This is a genomic window from Lysinibacillus sp. RS10 (assembly GCF_041956855.1).
Classification (GTDB): Bacteria; Bacillota; Bacilli; order Bacillales_A; family Planococcaceae; genus Lysinibacillus; species Lysinibacillus xylanilyticus_A.
This window is the reverse complement of sequence record NZ_CP167122.1, coordinates 3,439,065-3,461,567: the sequence shown is the minus strand read 5'-3', so window position 1 is coordinate 3,461,567 and position 22,503 is coordinate 3,439,065. Positions and strand designations below refer to the sequence as shown.

Genomic DNA, 22,503 nt, shown 5'->3' with positions numbered 1-22,503 from the left:
AATGATAAAAACTATAGGAATACTTCTGATTGCGGCAGTTATTGTGTGGATTGAAGTTCCGCCTCTCTTGGAAAAAAAGTATAAAAAAGAGTTATTTGTATTTTCAATACTTCTTGCAATTGGGGTAGGTCTAAGTATTACACTTTTTGGATTTGAAAGACCTATTCCAAATCCATTTGATTTACTCACTTTTATTTTTAAACCGCTTAATGATTTTATTTCTCATTTGTTGAAATAAAAGAAAAGTGTAGAGGGGAAGGGATGATATGAAATGATGCAAGACGTTAAAATAAATTCGTACCAATTTCTGGTTTTAGTTATTTTATTTACGATTGGTACGAGCATCTTAACTGTACCATCGGCATTAACAACCGGCGCAAAACAAGACGCCTGGATTGCGGCAATAATTGGTACGGGAATCGGTTTATTATTCATCTGGCTATTCATCACTATAGCACTTTGGTTCCCTCACCTCACCTATGTCCAAATCATAGAAAAACTATTTGGGAGATGGATAGGTAAAGCCTTAGCTGCTTTTTTTGTATTAATAGTTCTTCTTTATGCTTCAGAACTTTTGTATTATTTTGGGCTATTCCTAAACATCCATATGATGCCAAATACTCCAATGGTAGTCCTTAATATTCTTATGGCGGGGATCGTAGTAATGGGCGTCCGTCTTGGATTGGAAACCTTCGCTCGTACTGCAGAAATATTAATTGTCGTGTTCTTTGTCTTTTTTTTCATTTTAGTGGTGTGTCTTTCACCTGAAATGAAGATTGAAAACATACAGCCTGTATATGAGATGGGGACAAAAAAAATTATTCAATCATCCATTTTTTATGTCATTGTATCTTCAGTAAATGCCGTGGTTCTCTTAATGATTTTTCCTTCTTTTGTTAATAAAATGAAACAAGGGAAAAAAACATTTTTAATTGGAAACTTAATAGGCGGCATCGTCATCATCATTATTACATTTTTATGTGTTACAGTATTAGGTTCTGAGAAAACTGCAGGAGAGATTTATCCAAGCTATGAATTGACCAAAAGGATAAATATCGGGAATTTTATACAGCGTATTGAGGGATTAATGGCTTCTCTTTGGGTGATCACTCTCTATTTTAAGACGACCCTCTATTTTTACGCTTCCGTTTTAGGAATGGCACAAATTCTGAATTTGAAAGATTACCGCCCTTTAACTTTACCGTTGGGCATGATTGCCGTTGTCCTTTCTCTCGTGATTTATCCTAATATCATCTACCAAAAACAATTTGACGATACAACGGGTAATTCTTTAACATTGTCAATCGGATTTTTGTTACCTCTTTTGTTGGTAATCGCATATGCAATACGAAAAAGAATGGAAAAGAACGAAATAGAAATATGAGATGCTTCTTATTAGATAGACAGTTTAATAAAGAGGGAGTGCCGTACTATGCGGCTATCAGATGACTTCGGTATGCTGCCGGCGTCATCTTGTTATGTCCATTGCTTTCGAGTGGTTGTTTCGTAGGTTGATATGTATAATGGTTGATTTAGAGATTGAATAGTTTTATTATTCAGTCTATAAGTGTGTTTTTTACAGGGGGGACATAGATGGCATTACAAGTAGGAGAAAGAATTACATTTGAGCGTAAGTTTACAACAGAGGATGTTGAATTATTTACGAGGGTATCAAAAGATGAAGGGACTCATCATATCACACCAGACAAACAAGGTCGGTTTGTCATACATGGGCTTTTAACAGCAACGCTTCCAACGAAAGTTGGAGGTGATTATAACGTGTTAGCGCGTAGAATGGATTATGAATTTTTACGTCCAGTTTTTAGTGATGACACGATTCGTTGTGAAGTAATAATTGAACAGTATGAACCAGATGGAAAAAATCGTACGGCAATTACTGCAACATTTATGTGTACAAATCAACTTGAAAAAGAAGTGTTAAAGGGAAGCTTTTCAGGTATTATTCTATAACATTTAAAGGAGTTTACCATATGAAAACTGCAGAAATCCTATTTTTTGAGCGTCCATTTCCGAGTGCCAATAGTATTGTTATTCAAGATAATCAATCATTTTTAATTGATACCGGATTTGGTAGCGATATAGTTCGAACTGAGAAACTTTTAATCGAAGCAGGGATATCACCAAAACAGTTAAATGGCATTATTAACACTCACTATCATAGCGATCACGTTGGAGGAAATCATTATTTTCAGCGGCAATATAACCTACCGATTGCAGCACATCTTTGGGAAGGAAAAATGGTTAATCGTTGTGATTTCGAAACTTGTAGTGCCCACTATTTAGATCAACCAGTGGAACAATATGTTGTGCAACAGTTACTTGTAGATGAAGAAGAGATTCATACGGGTCATAGTGTTTTACAAGTTTTACATACACCAGGACATACATTAGGACACATTTCTTTATACGAGCCAAAACAGCAGATTTTAATTTGTGGCGATTTATTTCATCACAATGATGTTGGATGGTTAAATATTTTTCGAGAAGGTGCAAACAGTTTAGGACGCTCTTATGAAAGTCTAGAGCGACTCGCTAAACTTTCGATAAAAAAAGCATATCCTGGTCATGGGCGTGCTATCGACGACCCATTAGTAATGATTGATAAAGCAAGAGAACGCATTGAAAAATGGATGGAATCACCAGAAAAAATGGCTTGGCATGCATGTAAACGAATTTTTTCCTTTACGCTAATGTTGAAAAATGGATTAACGAAGCAAGATATTGCGCCTTATTTACTCAGCTGTGGGTGGTTTTACGATTTTGCTGTTCACGCTTTTCACACTGAGCCAAAGGAATTCGTGCAACCATTGCTTGATGAAATGATTCGCTCAAAAGCTGCGATATGGGCACAAGACAAATTAATGGCGTCAGCACCATATGAAGAGCCAGATCCACAATGGATAGCAAACGATTGGAAACCAAATAATTGGATTAAATAAATTTGCAATTTTGTACGATAAGGTTTTAAGAAATAGATGTAATCATTCAAAGAGATAAACTTGAAAGGGAGTTTACTCGTGAATATTACATCTTTTTTAATTTACTGTTTTATTATAATAATATAACAGGTGTGTTGATAAACCATTTTTATCCGCCACAATTAATTAGAAAGCTCTAATTTCCGCTACGGGCTACTCGCTTTGTCGCTGACGCTTCGCTTTCGCGCAGAGCAAGGCTTCCTGCGGGCGAGCGTCGAGCCGCTTCCTCCGCTAAAGGAACGAAGGCGAAGCGAAAGGAGCACTCGAGTAGCCTACGCTACAATCAGTTAAAAACTAGAATGTATCAGGGAAAATAGCAAAAAAATCCTTTTATCGCTCAATTAAACTCTAAATTCATTGGCCAGTAGTTAAAGGTGGGGTTTAGTTGAAAAATATGAAACTATTTATCATTCACAGTCGTATAAAAAATTAAAAGCCAATGGATAAGAAAATCTACCATAAATATAAAAATACATGTAGTTATTTTTAGTAATGGCAATTCGAAGAGATAACAATATTTATAAAGGGAAGTGTGTTATGCAATTTGAAGGTGCAATGTTAGAATATCGTTTGCAAAAAGATAAAGACAAGTTTGAACCAATCTATTACTATACTAATATTGATTTACCACAAATTTTAACAAGAAGAGAATGTGAATTTTTTATTAAAGAAGGGAAGACCTATAAACAGCTGTCTTCTGCGATTGAGGGTGAGCTCTTCGTCATTTATGTACAATTATACGAAGAAACACCAATTGAAATGCCAGAACACGTACATGAAGGGATTAAACTTGAAATTCGTGAATTAAATGCCTATAAAAATTATCCGCTTATTACATTTGAATATATGACCAATCATTTAGATATTTTAAGCATTATTGGCAGCGTATATACATATATCGAAGGCAAGGAGTGGGAGCGGGACTCAGCTGAAATTGATGAAGACCAAGGTGTGTATGTTTTATATGTTAAGCCAACAGGATATACGCTTATAACATAGGGAGGGAATTTTTAGCATGAATAAGACTAAGAAAATGATGACAGGAGCATTGGCAGCTGCGGCTTTGTTAACGTTAACTGCTTGTGGGGAAGAAAGGGGATATGCAGAGCCAACTGGAACAGATTGCGATGATTGGGATTGGGATGATGAAACGGGTACGTATTATTGTGATGATCATCATTCCACTCATGCAGGTAGCTACTACTATGGTGGGAAATATTACGGAACAAAAAATTCATTACAAACAAGTGCTGACTATAAAACTTATAAAACGAATTACAAATCAGGGATAGGTAGTGGTTCAAAAGGCAGCTTTGGAGGGTAAAGATGAACCGATTTCGTGAGAATCGACAACAATTTTTTAGCCAGATAAAAGATTTTTGGCATGATATATATGGTATGGAATATGCTCTATTTGATATTAAGAGAGAAAGTGCTGAAACGATCAATAAGATTCGCCAGGCGACCGAACAGATTGGCCATATTTTTTATAAATCGGCTCCTTTGTTGCGGATGCTAGATGATGAGACGTTGTTGCGTCTTGGATTTCCAACTGAAACGCACTCTTTCATCCGTTTGCAAACACTCCCGGTAGAAAGTGTCATCGCTCGTTTAGATTTAGTAGTGACGGATGAACAAGTGAAATTGCTGGAAATAAACGCAGATACACCTACATTTATAAAAGAAACCTTTTTTGTGAATGGAAAAGTGTGCGAACAGTTTGAGCTGAAAAATCCAAATGACGGATGCGAAGATCAGTTAAAACAAGCAATGTTGAAAGCTGTAACGTCGTCGCTTCGTTCGATGGGAAGATCTGGAGCTAACAATATTGTTTTTGCAGCCCATTCGGAACATGAAGAGGATAAACTGACAACCATGTATTTAAAGGAGCTCATTGGATTAAAAAGTCAGTATATGGACTTTCATCAATTACAACTTGTAGATGAGCCGATTTTAAAAAGTGAAGAAGTTGTTATAGCACAAGGTCTATATGATATACACGGAGAAAAAATCGATGTTTTATATCGACAAACGTATCCTATTGAACATTTAATACATGATGTAGATCCTATAACGAAAGACAAAGTAGGTCAATCGTTAATGAAACTAGTGGAACAACAACAACTAGCCGTTGTGAATCCTCCTTCTGCTTTTTTACTACAATCCAAGGCAATAATGGCGCTTATATGGGGGCTTCATGAGGAGCAACATTCTTTTTATACGCCTCAAGAACATAACGCAATACATAAATACTTTTTACCAACCTACCTAGATTCAGATGTTTTTTTACAACAGGGACAAAGTTTTGTGAAAAAGCCTACATTTGGTCGCGAAGGAGACACTGTCGAAATTTTTTCAAATACAGGTAAAAAAATTGCGGAAGATTTTCATAAAACATATAAAGATGAACTTTCTGTTTATCAACAGTTTATCGAGTTACCACAAACGATTATTCAAACAGAACAAGGACCCAAACGAGCGCATTATATGTATGGTAGCTTTTATATTAATGGTCAGGCAAGTGCAATTGGCATTCGCGCAGGGGGACAAATTACAGATAATGGATCTTATTTTTTACCAATAGGCTATTAGAAAATAGTAAGAATTTTCTGATATAAAAGGAGAGTGTATGGAATGGGATTTTTCTCAGCAGATAGTTTTTTAAATTTTTTATTATATACAGGAACCGGATTTATTCTCATTTTGATTGGTATTGTTGCATTTGCTTTTACAACAAAATTTTCAGAGTGGAACTTAATTAAAGAAGGCAATATGGCTGTTGCATTAAAGCTATGGGGAAAAGTGATTGGATTAGGCATCACATTATATACAGTATGGTCTTCAAGTGTTCATATACTGGATGCTATTATTTGGGGGTTAATCGGAATTGCCACACAAGTAGTTGTGTATTTGATTATTGAATACGTGTTAACACCAAAAACAAGCTTGGAGAAAAAAGTGGAAGAAGGAAATACTGCAGTAGGCTTCAGCTTATTTGCAGTGGGCATTACGGTAGGGTTAATTATAGCAGGAAGTTTGTCATATTAATAAAGTATATTTGAGAGAATTATAATAAAACATTAGAGAGAGCATGTTAAGTGAAAAAACATGCTCTCTCTTTATGTGATCTGTCCAAAGTAAAAACTCTACAATAGCACATGATCTAGCGTGTTGGTTAGGAAAACATAGGTTTATTATGTCCTCAATGGACAGTTCTTACAATATGGAATATCCGCTTTTGTATTTACTTGATAGTATCGGCAACATGTTTTTCGAACTGGTACTTCACTCCATGTCTCTTTTCGCTGAAGAAAAGTTTGCAAAGGATTTTGTTCCATACCTATCCAACTAGTTTCAGCACATGTAAGTTCATTAAAATGTTCATTTAATTCATTTAAAGTATATGATTCTTCATTTTTACGAAGAGTTGCAAGTAGCCTTACAGCGATATTTTCCCATAGGATCTTTAAGGAAATTTTACATTCTTCGCTGATGATGGTAATCATTGGTGTTAAATGTTGAGCGAAAATGCGATTTTTCCAACAGTCATCAAAAAGTGCTGTTGGATTTTCTTCAATTAGCAATTTATATGATGTTACATCAAGTCGAGCTGTAGACCACCAATCCATTTTTTTCTTTTGTAGTCCATAATAATCCAGACTCGAAGCTGCTACTAAAACAGCATAACGTTTTAAAAATAGAGAACCTGCTACAGCTAAGGAAGAAGTATTCAAATGATTTCCATACTGTTTAATGATTGGTAGTAAAGTATCCTTATTTAATAATTGATGTAAAGGAATACCTTGAGGTGAGGGGTGCTTTTCCACGCCATAAGGCTCTAAATTCATTTTATATACCTTCCTTTTCCTTTCGGGATACATAATGGAGTTCCAAAGAAAGGATCCTCCGATACTGCTACTTCCATACCAAATACTTCTTGAACCATTTCTACTGTGACAATATTCTCTGGAGGGCCTTGTACAGCCACTGTTTGGTGATGAATGGCAACTAAATGGTCTGCATAGCGACAAGCGAGATTCAAATCATGCAAAACCATAACAATTGTTCGTTGTTCAGAGCGATTTAATTCAAACAAAAAATCTAATACTTCAATTTGATGAGTCATATCCAAATAAGTAGTTGGTTCATCTAATAACAAAATGGGTGTTTCTTGTGCGAGTGTCATGGCAATCCATGCGCGCTGGCGTTGCCCCCCAGATAACGAATCTACTGCACGGTCCTTATGTAGTTGGAGCTGTGTGGCGGCTATTGCTCTTTCCACCAGATCTTCATCCTTTTCTGACCACTGTTGAAACCATCGTTGGTGAGGATAACGCCCTTGTTTGACTAATTGTTGTACTGTGATACCTTCAGGTGCTAGGGGACCTTGAGGTAATATCGCTAATTGTTGTGCTATTTCTTTAGAAGATAAAGATTGCAACTTTTGTTCATCTATTAATACATCGCCTGTCTGTGGCTTCAATAAACGAGCAAGTGATCGTAAAAGTGTTGATTTACCGCTTCCATTCGCACCGACAAGAACAGTAATTTTCCCTGCCGGAATCTGAAAGCTCAAATCTTGAATCACTGAATAGTCACCGTATTGTAATGATAAATTTTTCGTCTGTAATCCAAGCATGTTTCATCCTCCTATCGATGCCGATTTTGAAATAATAGATAAATAAAGAAGGGAGCTCCTATTGCAGCAGTGAATACGCCTGCTGGAATATCAAGTGGTAAAAACAATGATCGTGCTATTAAATCTGCTAACATAACAATAAATGCCCCAACAAGTGCTGTTACAGGAACAAGCCCAATAAAGGATTTACCAACTAACCGTCTTGCAATATGAGGTGCCATGAGTCCAACAAATTCAATACCACCTGCAAATGCTGCTGCTGTCCCCGCAAATACTACACTACACATTAAAAATAAAAAGCGTTGCCTTTGTACATTGATCCCCATACTAGTAGAAATATCATCGCCTAACTCTGCTACATTTAAACTTCTTCCCCAGATTAATAGGACGGGTAAAGGGATCAGAAGCCATAGACTCATCGCCAACACATCGCTCATATTTGCTCCATATAAACTACCTGTTAACCATATGTAAGCCTTTGTTGTAGTAGCTGTTTCACTTAAGACAAGAAAGAATGTAATGCTCGCTTTTAAAATAGCAGATATACCAATACCAATTAATACAAGTCGAATTGGGGTAACTCCGTTATTCCAAGAGATGATGTAAATTAGCATTGCTGCACAAATACCTCCGACAATCGCAGCAAGCGGTAAGAACTTCATACTGACTATGCCAGTCCCAAAAATAATAAATAATACAGCACCTAATGAAGCACCACTAGTGATACCAATAATATCTGGTGAAGCTAATGGATTACGTACTAGATTTTGCAAAATAAGACCTGCTATACCTAATGAAGCACCTACTAACATTGCTAATAATACTCGTGGTAATCGCAGCGTCTCTACTACGTAACTATGTTGGTCAATGTATCCTGTCAATTCTAAAAATACGTCCACAATGGGAATCCAGTTACTTCCTATTGAAAGGCTTAAAACAAATAAAGTTCCGACAACCAAAAAGCACACTAACATGATGAGTAACCATCTTAGCGACAGTTGAAAAGATACTTTTCCATTCGATAGTCGAAATGTCCAATGTTTCATTGTTTAGACACTCCTTTTCTAGCTAAGTAAATAAAGAACGGTCCACCGATTAAGGCTGTCATTACACCAATAGGTACTTCTTGAGGAGCAATGATAAAGCGTGCCACTACATCGGCTGCTAAAAGTAGTGCTGCTCCTAGAAGTGCCCCATATGGTATCATCCAACGATAATCCATACCAACAAGACTTTTTGCCATATGAGGTACAATGAGTCCTATAAATCCTACAGATCCGACAATTGCAACAGAGCCACCTGCTAGAATAATTATGAGAACGCCCATCACCACTTTAAGTAAACCTACATTTTGCCCTAGACTTTTCGCAACATCATCACCGGAACTAAAAATGTTCATTGCTTTTCCTATAAATAAGCTAATTATTAAGGCTAAAAGGATGTAAGGTAATACTGGCAATAACATATCCAAATCTCTTCCAGCAACAGAACCTGACATCCAAAAAAGGACTGTTTGAATGGATTGCTCATCTATGACTAGTAGACCTTGTGTTAAGGATATAAATAATGCGGATAAAGCAGTACCAGCTAAGATTACTTTTATAGGTGTCATACCGTCTCTTCCTATACTACTTAAGAAAAATACAAGTACACCGGCAACAGTAGCCCCCAAAAATGCAAACCACATATAGTGCATTAACGACTGGACATCAAACCAAGTAATAGCAAGTACGATAAAAAAAATAGCGCCTGAATTGACTCCAACTAAGTCCGGTGCTGCTAACGGATTACGTGTTAACGTTTGGACAAATATACCGGCAATCGCTAAATTCATACCGATTACTAAAGCGATAATAGCCCTTGTTAAACGTGACGTACCAATAATCATATGATCTGTATTATCCGGGTTATAATTCGTAATCGCTTCCCATGTTGTGGAGAATGGGATGGTTGTTTGTCCAAATGCAAGGCTAGAGAAAAACAAAACGATTACGATCCCTAGAAGTACAATCAATCCAAGTGTTCTTGAGAGAGTTGCTTGTAACATTATGTATCCTCTTCTTTCACAGAAAAAAGGGAAGCGAATTGCGTTCCCTTTGTTTCATCCTATTTTTCAAGTTCAAAATGCTCATAAAGATTATCTAACATTAGGTTAGCCGCTTGTAAGCCACCACCAAAATTCCAAATAATCTCATCAACTGTATACACTTGATTATTTTTCACAGCATCTAAGTTTTTGTATAAAGGATGTGCTGTCCATTCTTCATGTGTCTTTTTCACAGCTGCATTATCCTCCATGAATTGGAAGATAACATCGGCGTTCATTTGTGGAATACCTTCTTTATCTGTTAATTTTACAATTTCTAAATTCTCACCTTTTAAATCTTTCGGACCTTTAAAGCCTAATTCATTTAAAATAGAACCAGCAAAGCCTGTCACATAAATACGAGCGTGGTCTTCACGGTAGTTTAATACTGCTGCACTTAATGGCCAGTTCTCAGTAGAGGCTACTTTAGTTTTAAAGTCTGCCACGCGTGCCTCCCAATCTCCAATCAATGATTTTGCTTGTTCTTCTTGACCTAAAGCTTGACCAATTATTGTAGCTGTCTCTTTGAAATCATAAATAGTAGTATTTACAACAGTTGGCGCAATTTGTGATAACTGATCATAAATTTCTTCATGACGAATTTGAGTTGCAATAATTAAATCTGGCTTTAGCGCTGCAATTTCCTCTAAATTTGGTTGTGTTTCTTGACCAACAAACTTTGTATCCTTTAAGTCATCTTTTATGTAATCATACATTGGTGCTTGAGCCCAAGATTCTACTACTCCAACAGGTGTAACACCGAATTCTAAAATTGTATCTGTTGCACCTTGATAAAGTGTGACAACACGTTTTGGTGTACCTTCAATTGTCGTTGTACCAAGAGCATGTTTAATTTCTCGTGTTGTTGACTGTTCTTCGGTTTTTTTCTCCGAAGTCTCTTTTTCTTTGTTGTCTGTTGCTTTATCTCCACATGCAGCTAATACAAATAGCGCTGCAAATATTGTGAAGAATAAAAGAAAATGCTTTTTATTCATCTTTTCTACTCCTTGTAATTAATAATGATTTTCAATCTCAATGAGAATTGTATTACATAAAATATACAAAAACAAGAAAAATTTTTAATTTTGATTATTTTAATTTGTTTTATTTTGGTACACTCTTTATCTAACTTCGTGTTGTTGTTGCTGTCGCTACGTTTTCGCACAGAAAACATCTGTTGGTCTAAAGCTTCGGCGGACGCTCAGAAGTAATTGGCTCTGCACATCTTATAGCAATTAGTACACCACAAGATATTGTGAATCAGATTGTAACTTTTTATGATAAGGAAGCATGGGATGGCTTTATCGCTGTGCCAGGTGGTCCTGCAAAATCTTTAGATTTATGCTTTAGCGATGTTATTCCGAGCTGATTATGAGGGGTGCACATTTCGTTCACACTTAGGATTAGATGCATAATTACCAATTGAAACAACTAATAGGAGCAAAGGGTATGAAAAGATCCAGGTGTTACGGATAAACACGCTTTGTCCTTTTGTTATTTTTAACTTCATTCAGCAACTGAAGGACTGCACTTAAACTAAACGAACGGAGCGGGTTAGTGTGAATAAAAAGTGAATTAGTCCATTATTATGTGTATTATATTAACTGCATAAATCAGTTGTACAGAGGTAATAAAGTTGTTTGATTTGCAATTATTTTGCGGTAATGAAATTAAATATCAAATAAAGGAAATATCTTCTTGACTGTTGAATATTAGTCTAGAATCATAATTAACTATTCCCGATGAGGAGGATTCTTGTGCGTCCACGACCATTATTTATTGAAAATCCAGAGTATGCTAGGTATGTTAGTCTTGTGCCAGATGGAGATATTGAAGAAATACTTAGTAAGCAACGAACTAAGACCATTACCTTCTTGAGCAGCATATCAGAGGAGTCAGCAAGGAAGGCGTACGCACCAGGGAAATGGACTTTAAAAGAAGTAATTGGGCATATGACCGACGTGGAACGTGTGATGTCGTATCGAATGCTTGCCATTGCACGAAATGAAAGTGCGCCACTCCCAGCAATGGATCAGAATCAATACGTTTCTGCGGCAAACTTCAACAAATTATCCTGGGAGCAGCTACTAGCTGGTTTAGAGACGGTACGCTCCAACACGTTAAGTCTTATTTCAACCATTGATGATGCAGTATGGGATCGTAATGGAACTGTAATGAACAGCCCAGTTTCGATAGGTACCTTTGCATATGGCATTGTCGGGCACGAGTTACACCATTTGAACGTGATTAGTGATAAATACTTATAAGTCTTTCTCTATAAATTAAAAAACCTAATTTCTCATTTAATGCTGAGAAATTAGGTTTTTTAATATTGAAACTTCCTTTACGTTGTAAATCCGCATTTTCCTGACGCTACTGTACAGAGATAATAATGTTTAATTTACAATAAAGTCATTAAAAATAATAATGTTGTTTAAAAATCCTTATGTCACTCCCATGAAAGAACTTAATCATCTTTCATTTTCTGTGGTGAAGTGCTGTTTATTGCGCTACATGGATGGCGAACGGGGCAGAATAATGAAATTAAGCTAAAAATTGCCAAATTCAATTTTAATATCGAGGAATTACGCTATTTAGAATTAGAATTTCCCTAACATTGTAATTCCGCATTTTCTTAAACTACATCAAGTAGTATGTGTAAAATATCGCTTAAAAAAGTGCAAAATACCTCCTGAAGCAACCCGTCCTAGATTAGAACGGGTTAACTTTACTGAGATTATAAAATTAAATAGCTATATTGTCACTTTATATTACTTCATCTGGTGGTTGTGTCTTTCTCCACCCATAAAACTGCATAACGTCTTTTGATCATATAAATCATCTCAATTCCCACCTTTCATGTTTTTTAGTTAACAAAATTAATATTGACGAATACGAATATAATTTTCTACTTTTCTTCGGTTCTCTTCAAAGATTTTCTTCACATTTTCATTATGAAGTGCTTCCTCAAGAGAGATCTCACGTTTTGTAATAGTTATCGTGAGAGCAAAAATGTTTAATATCATTTATTATCACCTCCTTAAATTACCATGAAAAATGAAAAAAACCGTAGAGAGACTCCCCTACGGTGAAAAAAGGCACAAAAATACCGCAGGGGCACACTTCTCCCTGCGGTATGGGTATGCTTAATTACAAAAAAAACCTTAAGCGATCCATTCCGATCTGGTCGAATGTGTGATTTTCATTTTTACTGAAGTTGTAACTACCAATGACATCAATTTAACGATAACGAGCATTTCATTCGACCTCCTTAAGAATTTTTTGTTTACTTTGTAAGTATACCTATCTTTAAGTTGTTTGTAAACATCTTTTACTAAGTTTTCCTTATTGTGTTAATGACTAGAGAAACTCATTGCTGCTTTACATTGTTAGTTACCTGATTTTTTCGGAGTAGCAAATAGAAGATATAGAAGACTTAAAGCCAAAAAACATAATTATTATTAAGGTAGGGATTTTAATATACTTTTAAGGTTGTTGAAATCCAAATATACCTATTAATAGTGCATATAGAAAAACTATAGAAAGGAACGAATTAAACAGTATAAGAATCATTCGGATATTACCTTTAATTCCAAGGAAAGCACTTATTATACCCAATACTCCAATAATTAATGGTGTAAAAATGCCTTTATCGTAGAGAAAATCAAAAAAGTCAAATCCAATTATAAGAAAGTTCAACATAAAACAGAAGAAAGATAAACCTGTGAAAAATTTTCCTTTCAAAATTATCACCACCATCTAAGTTATTTTCAGTTCTTGTTAAGTGAATTATTTGATATTTTTAAACATCCAATATTTGGAGCGTTATTTAATGAAAGGATAACATAGCTAAATGTGATTTAAAACTATGAACATATTTTAATGCTGAACACTTTTGAGGAAATTAATAAAGTTTGTGAAAAATTGCACTTAAACTCCCATGAAAGAACTTAATCATCTTTCATTTTCTGTGATGTGGCGCTAGTTTTTGTCGCTACATGGATGGCTAACGGGGTGCAAGAGTTAAACAAGGTGTTGCACATGACAGCATCTTTTTTCTGGTTGAGCTAACGTTGCAGATTAGTTGTGCGAAACGTTCCTAGCTCAAATGGAGAATGGTCACATTACTCTGGTAAAGCTAGGCAGTTCCTTTCAGAATTGAAGGGTTATATCGAAGAATCAAATGAAGAGGTAACGCTTAGAAGGGTTCTCTCTTAGTCGAATAGCACTGAATTTAGTAAGAATGAAAGTGTTATAAGCTCGACGAAAAGGCGTGAGAATTTACCGTAACAGTTCGGCTGACGAAAGCCTACTCGCGGGGGGGGTGTAAATCATGATGCTTGAGTTGAATGAATATGGTGAGAATGCGAATAAACCTAAAAGAAAGGGTTAAGCTGACGAACTTCTGAATGTCTTTATCATTACTGCCTAATTCGTGTAGCGTTTTATTCAAGCAACTTAAGATATATTTCTTCTGTCTAGAAAGGTTGGGATGTTTTATGAAAAAACGGATTCTGATTGCTGAAGATGAACGATTATCACAATGGACTTGAAAATGATGCTTCGGAATCATGGTTATGAGATTGTCGGAGAAGGAGGAGATGGAGATCGAGATCGAGCGATTGAACTCGCTTTTAATCTAAAACCAGATCTTGTATTAATGGATATTGAAATGCCAAAAATCAATGGTTTAAAAGCAAGTGAGGTGATTGGTCGTCAGCTGGATATCCCAGTGTTGTTGATTACTGCATATAGCCAAAAAGAATTTGTAGAAAAGTCTAAGTAAGATAATATAAGGGGTTATCTAGTTAAACCGGTTTCTGAAGCTAGCTTAATCCCAGCAGTCATCATTGCACTTCAACAAGCTAAGAGGACACAGACGCTAAAACAAACTTTACAACTTACACAAGAACAAATTCAAAAGATGATTGAGCAAGCAAAAGGGCAAGGTAATAGAAAGTATAAATAATCGAGCGATAGTATACTGATAACCAATTTCACAAAAGAAAAATCCCGAATAGACCACTTTTTAAGTGTCCGCTATTCGGGATTTTTCAAAGAAACTAATGATGATTATTTTACTTTATAATGTGAATTTTTTAAGCTCTACAGACAATGTATTTGTCATTTCTTGAAGGTCAGAAACCTTTTCACTAATTTTCTCGAATGACAGTAGCTGTTCGTGAGTAGAGGCGGATATTTCTTCTGTTCCAGCTGCTGTTTCTTCGGTGATCGCTGAAATGTTTTCAATTGTACTGTTTATTTGCTGACTCATTGCAGTTGTTTGCACCATATCTTTAGTAAGGTGCTGTAACTGATCATTAATGTCTAAAACATGGGCTACAATCGCCTCAAATGACTTTTCTGTATCGGTCATCGATTGTAATTGTTCGTTAGAAAGCTGATGTCCATGCTCAGCAGTAGAAAGAATAAGCATAATGCCATCTTCTATATGGGTAACCATAGAAGAGATGAGAGTAGTTGCTTTTTCTGTTTCAAATGACAGTTTTTTGACTTCTTGTGCTACAATGGCAAATCCTTTTCCGGCTTCTCCAGCACGTGCAGCCTCGATTGCAGCATTTAATGCCAAAAGATTTGTTTGTTCAGCAATCGTGTGAACTACATTAGCTGCGCCTTCAATTTCTGTTGTAAATTGAGAAAATTGAGTAACAGCCTCTTTAATGTTATTCGATGTGGATGAAATATCCTTCGCGATGGAGGATTGCTTTTCTAAGGAACTACGGCCATTTTGAACAGCAGCAAGTGCCAGTTTACCGTTTGCCGCCGATTGTTCGCTAGTCTGTTGAACAGTAGTAAATTGATCTGTCATCGTATTCATAAGGATAGCCGTTGATTGGATATCTTCTGAAATTGTTAGGCTTCCTTTCGCCAATTCGTCCGTTGATGAAGCAATCTGTTTACTTCCTGCATTAACGGTTTCAATATAGCTTGTCACATCTTTTGTAAATAGGCTAACATTTTTACCTACATCGTCAATGGAATGTACGGTGCTTTTTAGATTGTCAATCATTATGGAAAAGTTCTCAGTCAGTTGATCAACTTCATTTCGACTGCCCTGCTTAAAGGATAGGGAAGATGTATCTATAGTTAAATTCCCTGCAGCCACTAATTGTGCACAATCCACAATTTGATTAATCGGATTTGTAATTCTTTTCGCTACAACATACGAAAAAATGGACGTAACAATAATCAATAGAATACTTCCTATGATTGTAGTCGTGATAATAAAAGTAATTTTTTGCTTAGTCTTCTGATTTATTTCTTTATACCATTCATTTGTTTCTTTTTTCAGTAAATGCATATCATTTAGAATGCCAGAAATTCTTATTGCTTGTTTTTTTATTTCAGGACGGTTGTTCGCAAGAAAACCTGTCTCTGTAGCTTTTGCTAGTTCTATGTATTTACCTTCGATTTTTTTGATAATGGCCTTATGTTCAGGTACCTTCGCAACAGAAGAAAGTGCGTTTAAATTCGCATCTGTTACTTTCAAATTTGCAAGAGCTTCATTTTTATTGGCCTCGCTGTCTAAATAAGTGTAATTGTTTAATGATAGACTTGTTACAACTAAACTTTGTTCAAGTTCTTTTACTGCAAGCAAAAGTGCTGTATCATCTTGTGCAGTTGTTTGAATATCAGATGTTTGAACGATAATAAAGCCAATCATAGCCATTGCAAGCACAATTGGAATAAGGATGTTCATAAATAATCTTTTTCGTAACGTCACTGGCTATTCTCCTTTTCTGCGGTAACTTTTATTTTACCTGAGACAATATCTTCTTCGGCTTGTTCAATGGCCGCCTGTTGTTCAGATGTTAATCTGATAATACGGATATCTGCAAGTCCGACTCCATTATCAGCTAGACCGAATGAAAATGATTTTTCGGAAATTTGCCCTTCCTCAACTAATGTTTTACACATGTTAAAAACAGCTTGGTCGACATTTTTTAACATAGATGTTACGACCGTTTTTTCTGCAATGTAAAATTGATCTATATCTACACCCGCTGCATAAACACCCATTTCTTCAGCTTTTTTAATGGCGCCAAAGCCTGTGAATCCCGCTGCATGATAAATAAAATCTACTTTGTTCTTTATGTAACGTTCTGCGATTGCGGCACCAGCCTCGGTATCATCAAATGAGCCGGCATATTCACTAATGATTTCGATATTTGGATTATAATATTTAGCTCCCTCAATAAAGCCGTTTTCAAAGTGATGGATAACCGGAACATCTGCACCACCAATAAATCCTATTTTTCCAGTTTTACTCGTCATTGCAGCAACCATTCCAAGTAAAAAGCTTCCTTCCTGCTCTTTAAATGTTATGGAAATGATATTTTCAACTTCTGATTGCGCATCGATAAGGATGAATTGTTGATCTGGATGTTGTTTTGCTGTCTTTTCCAATGCTTCCTGTACAGAGAAGCCAAGACCAATAATGACGTTATAATTTTCTGAGACAAGTTCCTCAAGCTTCTCTTCGTAATTGCCATCAGGTGCCTCTTTATAATCAAACAAAATACCTAGCTCATCACGTGCTTTCTCAAGCCCTTTAAAAGCGGAGTCATTAAACGACTCATCACCAAGACCAGCATCTGAAAGCAGGATCCCTATTTTATATTCTTCTTTCGATTTTTCTGTCTGAGCCGTTGAGCAGCCTGTTAATAACAAAGCTATCAAACAAAAGCCAATCATTAATTTTTTCAATAGTAGTACCCCCAGTTGTTGTATCATGCATATCGGTAATAAGTGTTATTTTGTCTGATGTCAGACGATATTTTTTGAATTCAACTAGTAAACTTGTACAATCTACAGATTTACAATAAAAATCTATAATACCAATAAAGTCACTAATGTCGCATTGATTTTAATTGAATTTTCTGTTTTCTGTTTCTTCCGTTTTTAAAGAAAATGAAAGATACTTAAATAGAGATAGTAAACATCCATTTTTTTACTATAACCTTTGACTGGGGCAACTGACAGTTCTAAATCCTTATGGTACCGTAGTTCCTTCGATTTCCCGAAGCCAAATACGTGCGGGCTTCCATAGTGTTGCTTTTAAGTACCTACTAATTTGTAAGTACGTCAGTGAACTGTTTGTGTAAAGCTGTGCTAGCACGTTTAAGCAGTAAACGATCATCGCAATGTACACCTGATTATGCACAGCTAGCTCGCTTTGCCCGTAGAACTTTTTAATGTTCAGATGCTGTTTCATCCACTTGAAAAACAGTTCGATTGCCCAGCGTGACTTATACAGTTCAGCGACTTCATCTGCGCTTAAATCAAAACGATTCGTAATCAGATGTAGCTCTTTACCGTTTGGATCTAGTACTTCGATACGGCGAAATACATTTTCAGCACGATTTTGCGTGTTGCCAATCAGAATCATTTCATCCGATAACACCGATGACTGTTCAGGTACTTTAAATGATTCAATCACACGTGTTACGGCGTTTTTTCGTAAGCGTGAGACAAAGAAAAGTCCGTCATCTGTCATGCGGTCAAAGCGCTCATAATCTAAGTAGCCTCGGTCAAACACGTACATGCACTCCTTGTCATCAACGAGAATTTCAAGCTGACCACGATCATGTTCTTTCGCATTCGTCAGCACCGCTTTATCAGGGTACGAACAACCTTTTTCTAGGTAAACAAGGCGCAAATGTAACTTCACACCTGATTTTGTTTTACGGAATTCAGCCCATCTATGGTTGTTTAAGTTCAATGGCAATGTACTAGAATCAATGATTTTTAGTGGTGTTGTGGTTTTTCGGCGCTGCTCAAAATGCGTTTTCTCATGAATTTGCCCGACTAAGTCTAGAAAAATTTGTTGGAAAAACTCAGTTGGCACTTGGTTTAATCGCCGACCTAACTGCGAAAAGCTGATGGACTCTAAATACGTTGCTTTTTGTAAGTCGTCTGATAACAGCGTGTCACTAATGGCACGTAGACTTTCGGTTTCATTCAGTTGCGCAAACAGTAATAATTTCAAGAATGAAGCGATGTGAAGCTTCTTTGTATAGTAATTTAATTGATGAATTTCAACTAATTTCTCCATTTGTGTAGAAGAAATAGGTGAAAACCATTGTTCAAATGAAGTTTTTCGTGTAAACTTATCCATGCTTATGTCCTTTATTTTGGATTTGGATGGTTTACTACCACCCAACCATTATAAAGGCTTTTTTTATGCACGGATAATATTGCGGAAAATTCAGTTTTTTAAAATCCGTTGAATTATTTTAATGCGACGCTAGTGCAATAAAGTAAGTAAATTATTCATTTTACCATTAAATACTATCAGATTTTTTACATTTTACTACAGGAAAATGGGTTCAAATTGTCCTGAATATTTTTAAATTACTAAGTATTTAGTCTGTTATGCAATGAATTTTCTCTATATTTATAGTGAAAAAGGAACTAATATTTACCTTTTTTAAAGGAGAAGCTGGACTGTGTTCAAAAGAGGGTAGGAAGCTAAAAGAAAGGCTATACGTCCTATCTAAAACATGAACTAAACAAAAGCACCGTATCAGCGTTTATAAGCTATACGGAGCTCTTTTCGTGTCAATTTAAACATGATAAACAAAAAGTATACGAATAGCTTTCTGTTTGTGTATTTACAAAATTTATGAATTGTGTAGGATATCTTTTGTCAGCAATTCAGATAGCTATAACAACTCTCATTCCATGTTTATTAAGGGTATGACATAAGTGGATATATTTTTATTGTTTAGCTAAATCATAAATTGCAGCTTTTACAAATGAATCCATTTTAGTTTCTAGACGAGATTTAGAGTAAATAAGTTGAATCTTTCTATTAAGCGTCACATCGTGTAAGTCCTTTTTGATCAAAAGTCCTGATTTTAATTCATCCTTAATGAAGGCAACTGATAAAAAGGCAATTGTTTTTCCGAAAGTAAGCATCTTCTTAATCGTACTAACAGAATCTAGCTCGATTGTATAAATGGATGGGTGAAATGGATCCATCCATTTTTCTATAAAATGATTCGTTGAACTAGAGGAAGTGTGCAATAATACTTTGTTTTTTAGGACATCTGCTTTTGAGATGTCCTTTTTTGCTGCCAGCTCATGGGTAGGGCTTAATGCCAATACAAGTTCGTCTTCACCAATTGTTTCGTAGACAAGGGACGAATTTTCTTGTTTTGTTTCCATAATTAGCCCGAAATCTAATTCTTGAAGAGCTACCATTTGTTCAATTTCAGGAGCTGTTTTTACTTCCAGTGATATTCGGATATCTGGATAGGTTGTTGAAATTTGATGGATGATATCTGGCATAAAAATATGTGCAGGTAGCCCGCTTGCTCCAAGCCGAATGGCGCCGATATTGCCTGCTAAAAGATTTTCGACAAAGCGGTTCATGTCTTTTTGTAGCTGTACAATTTGGCGAGCGTAATGATAGAGTCCTTCTCCCGCTTCTGTTAAACGGTATCCACCTGCATTTGTCCGAAATAAACGGATGCCATATTCCTCTTCAATTGAGCGAATATGAAAGGATACTGTTGGTGCTGTAAGACCAAGCTCTTTGGCAACAGGAGCTAATTTTTTTAATTCTACAAGTAGGCAAAATGCCTGTAATTTCACATTATTCATTTTATCCTCCTAAAGTAAATTAGAAAAAATCTTGTATTTGCTTTAGTTTATTAGATTTTTTTTAACGAGTTATTAATAGTAGATTAATATTTTCTAAATATCTGGAATTTATAGTTGTAATTAACAAGGAGGATATTATGAAAATCTCATTAACGAATATCGAGAAAAAATATGGACAGTCTCAAGCGCTATGGCCTATCAATATTGAGTTGGATAGCAAATTCATAACAATCTTAGGACAATCAGGCTGTGGTAAGACGACGTTATTAAAGATATTAGCAGGTCTTGAACAACCGACAAATGGAGAAATTCGTTTTGATGAAACAATTATTTATTCATCCAAACTCCGTAAAAATGTAAAACCAAATAAGAGAAATATGACAATGGTTTTTCAAGATTTTGCATTATGGCCTCATATGACGATTTTCCAAAACATTGCTTTTGGCTTGAAGGGAATTGTTCCAAAGTCAGAAATTCCGGCACGAGTAGAGCACGTTATGCGATTGGTGAAAATGGACGGATTTGAAAAACGTAAACCTGGTGAGTTATCTGGAGGACAGCAGCAACGGGTAGCGCTTGCGAGGGCACTTGCGACAAATCCAAAGCTTATTTTGTTTGATGAACCTTTATCGGCGCTCGACGCAGTACTAAGAGAAAAAATGCAAGATGAAATCATGCATATTATTCATGAGCTAGATTGTCAGGCAATTTTTGTCACACATGATCAAACAGAGGCTATGGCAATGTCCGATCAAATTATCGTGATGGAGGCGGGGAGAATTGCACAAGTAGGAACGCCAGAAGAAATATATCACGCCCCAGCAACACCGTATGTAGCAGATTTTATAGGCAAGGTGAACTGGTTTGATAAAGGTAATTATATTGTGCGCCCTGAAGGAGTTTCCAGAGTAGCACGCCCAGGAACAATTGCGAAACAAGCGATGATTGTAAAAAGTACCTTTGTTGGAGATCGATATTTAGTGCAGGCACAGGTAGATGGTAAGCATTGGAGCTTTTACGAGGCAGAACCTATAGAACATGGAAAGCAGCTTGAGGTTTTTATTGATGAAAAACAAATCTATCAATTGGAGGGTTTACATTGAAAAAACGAAGTGTAAAACTATTTGCTACAGCTGGCATTCTTTTAACATTAGCATTAGCGGGCTGTGGAAATAAAACAGTAGAGAGCGATAAAGAATCAAATGCAAAGCCAAAAGAAGAACAAACTTTAACGGTATATTCTGCTGGTCCAGATGGTTTAGCAGCGAATATACAACAAGCTTTTGAAGAGGAAACAGGAATAAAAGTAGAGATGTTCCAGGGGACAACAGGCAAAATATTATCACGTTTAGAAGCAGAGAAAAATAACCCTGTAGCAGACGTTGTTGTACTAGCCTCTGTCGCTTCAATGGATGGCTTAAAGGAAACGGATCAGCTTCAAAGCTATAAAGACGCTGCAAATGCAAAGAACATCAATAGCGATTGGTCAGATGCAGAAGGTTATTATTATGGTTACAGTGCCTCCGCTTTAGGAATTGCTTATAATACAAAAAATACGCAACAGGCTCCGGAAGAATGGACAGATTTAGCAAAAGCTGAATGGCAAAATAAAATTAATATACCAGATCCAAGCTTGTCAGGCTCTGCTGTAGATTTCCTATACGGATATACAGAAGCGGAAAAAACGGCTTGGACTACGATGGAGAAGTGGAAGGAAAATGGTTTACAGGTGAATGGTGCTAATAAGGAAGCGTTAGATGCTGTTATTACTGGTGACAAAAATGCCACAATTTCAGGTGTAGATTACATGGCCTATAAAGCAAAAGCTGATGGTGAGCCAGTAGAAATTGTTTATCCAAAAAGCGGGACAGTTGTCAGTCCACGAGCTGTTGGTATTTTAAAGGATGCAAAAAATGTAGAGAGTGCAAAAGCATACGTTGATTTTTTACTGTCAGATGAAGGGCAAAAGCTTGTCGCTGATGCCTACTTGCTACCAGGCAACAAAGATATAGCTGTAAAGGATCGTGCATCTTTAGATGAAATTCCTCAGCTAAACGTGAACTGGAAGGGTGCAGAAGCGAAGCAACTTGAAATATTAACTAAATTCAATGATATTTTTCGTTAAGTAGTTTTGGGAGGTTTTTTAGCCT

22 protein-coding genes and 2 pseudogenes are annotated in these 22,503 nt (G+C 36.2%); 14 read left to right on the top strand and 10 right to left on the bottom strand.

Going from position 1 to position 22,503, the window contains the following annotated elements; genetic code table 11:
* Position 1: 1 nt before the first annotated feature.
* From ACB089_RS17705 to ACB089_RS17670, 8 genes are all read left to right on the top strand, one after another.
* The gene (locus ACB089_RS17705; protein ID WP_374963117.1) at positions 2 to 238 is read left to right on the top strand and encodes a hypothetical protein; all 237 of its coding nucleotides are present in this window, start codon (positions 2 to 4) and stop codon (positions 236 to 238) included.
* Between the two features lie 36 nt (positions 239 to 274).
* Positions 275 to 1,384, top strand: coding sequence for an endospore germination permease (locus tag ACB089_RS17700; RefSeq protein WP_374963115.1), 1,110 nt, complete (start codon positions 275 to 277; stop codon positions 1,382 to 1,384).
* A 209-nt stretch (positions 1,385 to 1,593) separates the two neighbouring features.
* Positions 1,594 to 1,971, top strand: coding sequence for an enoyl-CoA hydratase (locus ACB089_RS17695; RefSeq protein ID WP_374963113.1), 378 nt, complete (start codon positions 1,594 to 1,596; stop codon positions 1,969 to 1,971).
* Positions 1,972 to 1,991: 20 nt separating this feature from the next.
* Entirely contained in the window at positions 1,992 to 2,960 is a 969-nt protein-coding gene (locus ACB089_RS17690; protein ID WP_374963111.1) for an MBL fold metallo-hydrolase, read from the top strand.
* A gap of 576 nt (positions 2,961 to 3,536) precedes the next feature.
* Entirely contained in the window at positions 3,537 to 3,998 is a 462-nt protein-coding gene (locus ACB089_RS17685) for a hypothetical protein (RefSeq protein ID WP_374963110.1), read from the top strand.
* A gap of 16 nt (positions 3,999 to 4,014) precedes the next feature.
* Complete coding sequence (locus ACB089_RS17680) at positions 4,015 to 4,323, top strand: hypothetical protein (protein ID WP_374963108.1); 309 nt, start codon at positions 4,015 to 4,017, stop codon at positions 4,321 to 4,323.
* 2 nt (positions 4,324 to 4,325) lie between these two features.
* Entirely contained in the window at positions 4,326 to 5,591 is a 1,266-nt protein-coding gene (locus ACB089_RS17675; protein ID WP_374963106.1) for a glutathionylspermidine synthase family protein, read from the top strand.
* 42 nt (positions 5,592 to 5,633) lie between these two features.
* A complete protein-coding gene (locus ACB089_RS17670; protein ID WP_374963105.1) occupies positions 5,634 to 6,047 on the top strand; it encodes a DUF350 domain-containing protein in 414 nt (137 codons plus the stop codon).
* A gap of 146 nt (positions 6,048 to 6,193) precedes the next feature.
* Here the strand turns inward: ACB089_RS17670 and ACB089_RS17665 are convergent, their stop codons facing one another.
* The 5 genes from ACB089_RS17665 to ACB089_RS17645 are packed head-to-tail and all read right to left on the bottom strand — an operon-like array spanning position 6,194 to position 10,719.
* Positions 6,194 to 6,847, bottom strand: coding sequence for an IucA/IucC family C-terminal-domain containing protein (locus ACB089_RS17665; protein ID WP_374963103.1), 654 nt, complete (start codon positions 6,845 to 6,847; stop codon positions 6,194 to 6,196).
* A complete protein-coding gene (locus ACB089_RS17660; RefSeq protein WP_374963101.1) occupies positions 6,844 to 7,638 on the bottom strand; it encodes an ABC transporter ATP-binding protein in 795 nt (264 codons plus the stop codon). The genes ACB089_RS17665 and ACB089_RS17660 overlap by 4 nt, the downstream gene beginning before the upstream one ends.
* 11 nt (positions 7,639 to 7,649) lie before the next feature.
* Positions 7,650 to 8,684, bottom strand: coding sequence for a FecCD family ABC transporter permease (locus ACB089_RS17655; RefSeq protein WP_374963099.1), 1,035 nt, complete (start codon positions 8,682 to 8,684; stop codon positions 7,650 to 7,652).
* Positions 8,681 to 9,685 (bottom strand): FecCD family ABC transporter permease, encoded by a 1,005-nt coding sequence (locus ACB089_RS17650; protein ID WP_374963097.1) that lies wholly within the window; start codon positions 9,683 to 9,685, stop codon positions 8,681 to 8,683. Before ACB089_RS17650 ends, ACB089_RS17655 begins: the two co-directional genes overlap by 4 nt.
* Before the next feature lie 59 nt (positions 9,686 to 9,744).
* Positions 9,745 to 10,719: an ABC transporter substrate-binding protein gene (locus ACB089_RS17645; RefSeq protein ID WP_374963095.1), complete on the bottom strand. Its 975-nt coding sequence runs from the start codon at positions 10,717 to 10,719 to the stop codon at positions 9,745 to 9,747.
* A gap of 203 nt (positions 10,720 to 10,922) precedes the next feature.
* Between ACB089_RS17645 and ACB089_RS17640 the strand changes: the two are divergent.
* Both ACB089_RS17640 and ACB089_RS17635 read left to right on the top strand, forming a co-directional pair.
* Positions 10,923 to 11,087 (top strand): annotated as a pseudogene (locus ACB089_RS17640) (LLM class flavin-dependent oxidoreductase); the annotation flags it as partial.
* Positions 11,088 to 11,481: 394 nt separating this feature from the next.
* Complete coding sequence (locus ACB089_RS17635; protein WP_374963093.1) at positions 11,482 to 11,991, top strand: DinB family protein; 510 nt, start codon at positions 11,482 to 11,484, stop codon at positions 11,989 to 11,991.
* 612 nt (positions 11,992 to 12,603) lie between these two features.
* Here ACB089_RS17635 and ACB089_RS17630 read toward each other — a convergent pair.
* A complete protein-coding gene (locus ACB089_RS17630) occupies positions 12,604 to 12,750 on the bottom strand; it encodes a YrzI family small protein (RefSeq protein WP_368635128.1) in 147 nt (48 codons plus the stop codon).
* A 1,532-nt stretch (positions 12,751 to 14,282) separates the two neighbouring features.
* On the opposite strand from ACB089_RS17630, the gene ACB089_RS17625 reads away from it, so the two are divergent.
* A complete protein-coding gene (locus ACB089_RS17625; RefSeq protein WP_375122115.1) occupies positions 14,283 to 14,510 on the top strand; it encodes a response regulator in 228 nt (75 codons plus the stop codon).
* Between the two features lie 297 nt (positions 14,511 to 14,807).
* Here the strand turns inward: ACB089_RS17625 and ACB089_RS17620 are convergent, their stop codons facing one another.
* The 4 genes from ACB089_RS17620 to ACB089_RS17605 form a co-directional block, all read right to left on the bottom strand.
* The gene (locus tag ACB089_RS17620; RefSeq protein WP_374963089.1) at positions 14,808 to 16,469 is read right to left on the bottom strand and encodes a methyl-accepting chemotaxis protein; all 1,662 of its coding nucleotides are present in this window, start codon (positions 16,467 to 16,469) and stop codon (positions 14,808 to 14,810) included.
* Positions 16,466 to 17,452: a BMP family protein gene (locus ACB089_RS17615; RefSeq protein WP_374963087.1), complete on the bottom strand. Its 987-nt coding sequence runs from the start codon at positions 17,450 to 17,452 to the stop codon at positions 16,466 to 16,468. Before ACB089_RS17615 ends, ACB089_RS17620 begins: the two co-directional genes overlap by 4 nt.
* Positions 17,453 to 17,738: 286 nt before the next feature.
* Positions 17,739 to 18,863: an IS4 family transposase gene (locus ACB089_RS17610; RefSeq protein ID WP_374963085.1), complete on the bottom strand. Its 1,125-nt coding sequence runs from the start codon at positions 18,861 to 18,863 to the stop codon at positions 17,739 to 17,741.
* A gap of 602 nt (positions 18,864 to 19,465) precedes the next feature.
* On the bottom strand, positions 19,466 to 20,353 hold the full coding sequence (locus ACB089_RS17605; RefSeq protein WP_374963084.1) for a LysR family transcriptional regulator: 888 nt from the start codon (positions 20,351 to 20,353) through the stop codon (positions 19,466 to 19,468).
* A gap of 137 nt (positions 20,354 to 20,490) precedes the next feature.
* Between ACB089_RS17605 and ACB089_RS17600 the strand changes: the two are divergent.
* From ACB089_RS17600 to ACB089_RS17590, 3 genes and pseudogenes are all read left to right on the top strand, one after another.
* A pseudogene (locus tag ACB089_RS17600) lies at positions 20,491 to 20,970 on the top strand (ABC transporter ATP-binding protein); the annotation flags it as partial.
* A gap of 94 nt (positions 20,971 to 21,064) precedes the next feature.
* Positions 21,065 to 21,118, top strand: coding sequence for a hypothetical protein (locus ACB089_RS17595; RefSeq protein WP_374967587.1), 54 nt, complete (start codon positions 21,065 to 21,067; stop codon positions 21,116 to 21,118).
* A 334-nt stretch (positions 21,119 to 21,452) separates the two neighbouring features.
* On the top strand, positions 21,453 to 22,478 hold the full coding sequence (locus ACB089_RS17590) for an ABC transporter substrate-binding protein (RefSeq protein ID WP_374963082.1): 1,026 nt from the start codon (positions 21,453 to 21,455) through the stop codon (positions 22,476 to 22,478).
* Positions 22,479 to 22,503 lie beyond the last annotated feature (25 nt).

Coding starts and splice junctions, on each gene's coding strand:
- ACB089_RS17705 (WP_374963117.1), top strand. CDS start 2: ATGATAAAAACTATAGGAATACTTCTGATTGCGGCAGTTATTGTGTGG.
- ACB089_RS17700 (WP_374963115.1), top strand. CDS start 275: ATGCAAGACGTTAAAATAAATTCGTACCAATTTCTGGTTTTAGTTATT.
- ACB089_RS17695 (WP_374963113.1), top strand. CDS start 1,594: ATGGCATTACAAGTAGGAGAAAGAATTACATTTGAGCGTAAGTTTACA.
- ACB089_RS17690 (WP_374963111.1), top strand. CDS start 1,992: ATGAAAACTGCAGAAATCCTATTTTTTGAGCGTCCATTTCCGAGTGCC.
- ACB089_RS17685 (WP_374963110.1), top strand. CDS start 3,537: ATGCAATTTGAAGGTGCAATGTTAGAATATCGTTTGCAAAAAGATAAA.
- ACB089_RS17680 (WP_374963108.1), top strand. CDS start 4,015: ATGAATAAGACTAAGAAAATGATGACAGGAGCATTGGCAGCTGCGGCT.
- ACB089_RS17675 (WP_374963106.1), top strand. CDS start 4,326: ATGAACCGATTTCGTGAGAATCGACAACAATTTTTTAGCCAGATAAAA.
- ACB089_RS17670 (WP_374963105.1), top strand. CDS start 5,634: ATGGGATTTTTCTCAGCAGATAGTTTTTTAAATTTTTTATTATATACA.
- ACB089_RS17665 (WP_374963103.1), bottom strand. CDS start 6,847: ATGAATTTAGAGCCTTATGGCGTGGAAAAGCACCCCTCACCTCAAGGT.
- ACB089_RS17660 (WP_374963101.1), bottom strand. CDS start 7,638: ATGCTTGGATTACAGACGAAAAATTTATCATTACAATACGGTGACTAT.
- ACB089_RS17655 (WP_374963099.1), bottom strand. CDS start 8,684: ATGAAACATTGGACATTTCGACTATCGAATGGAAAAGTATCTTTTCAA.
- ACB089_RS17650 (WP_374963097.1), bottom strand. CDS start 9,685: ATGTTACAAGCAACTCTCTCAAGAACACTTGGATTGATTGTACTTCTA.
- ACB089_RS17645 (WP_374963095.1), bottom strand. CDS start 10,719: ATGAATAAAAAGCATTTTCTTTTATTCTTCACAATATTTGCAGCGCTA.
- ACB089_RS17630 (WP_368635128.1), bottom strand. CDS start 12,750: ATGATATTAAACATTTTTGCTCTCACGATAACTATTACAAAACGTGAG.
- ACB089_RS17625 (WP_375122115.1), top strand. CDS start 14,283: ATGCTTCGGAATCATGGTTATGAGATTGTCGGAGAAGGAGGAGATGGA.
- ACB089_RS17610 (WP_374963085.1), bottom strand. CDS start 18,863: ATGGATAAGTTTACACGAAAAACTTCATTTGAACAATGGTTTTCACCT.
- ACB089_RS17605 (WP_374963084.1), bottom strand. CDS start 20,353: ATGAATAATGTGAAATTACAGGCATTTTGCCTACTTGTAGAATTAAAA.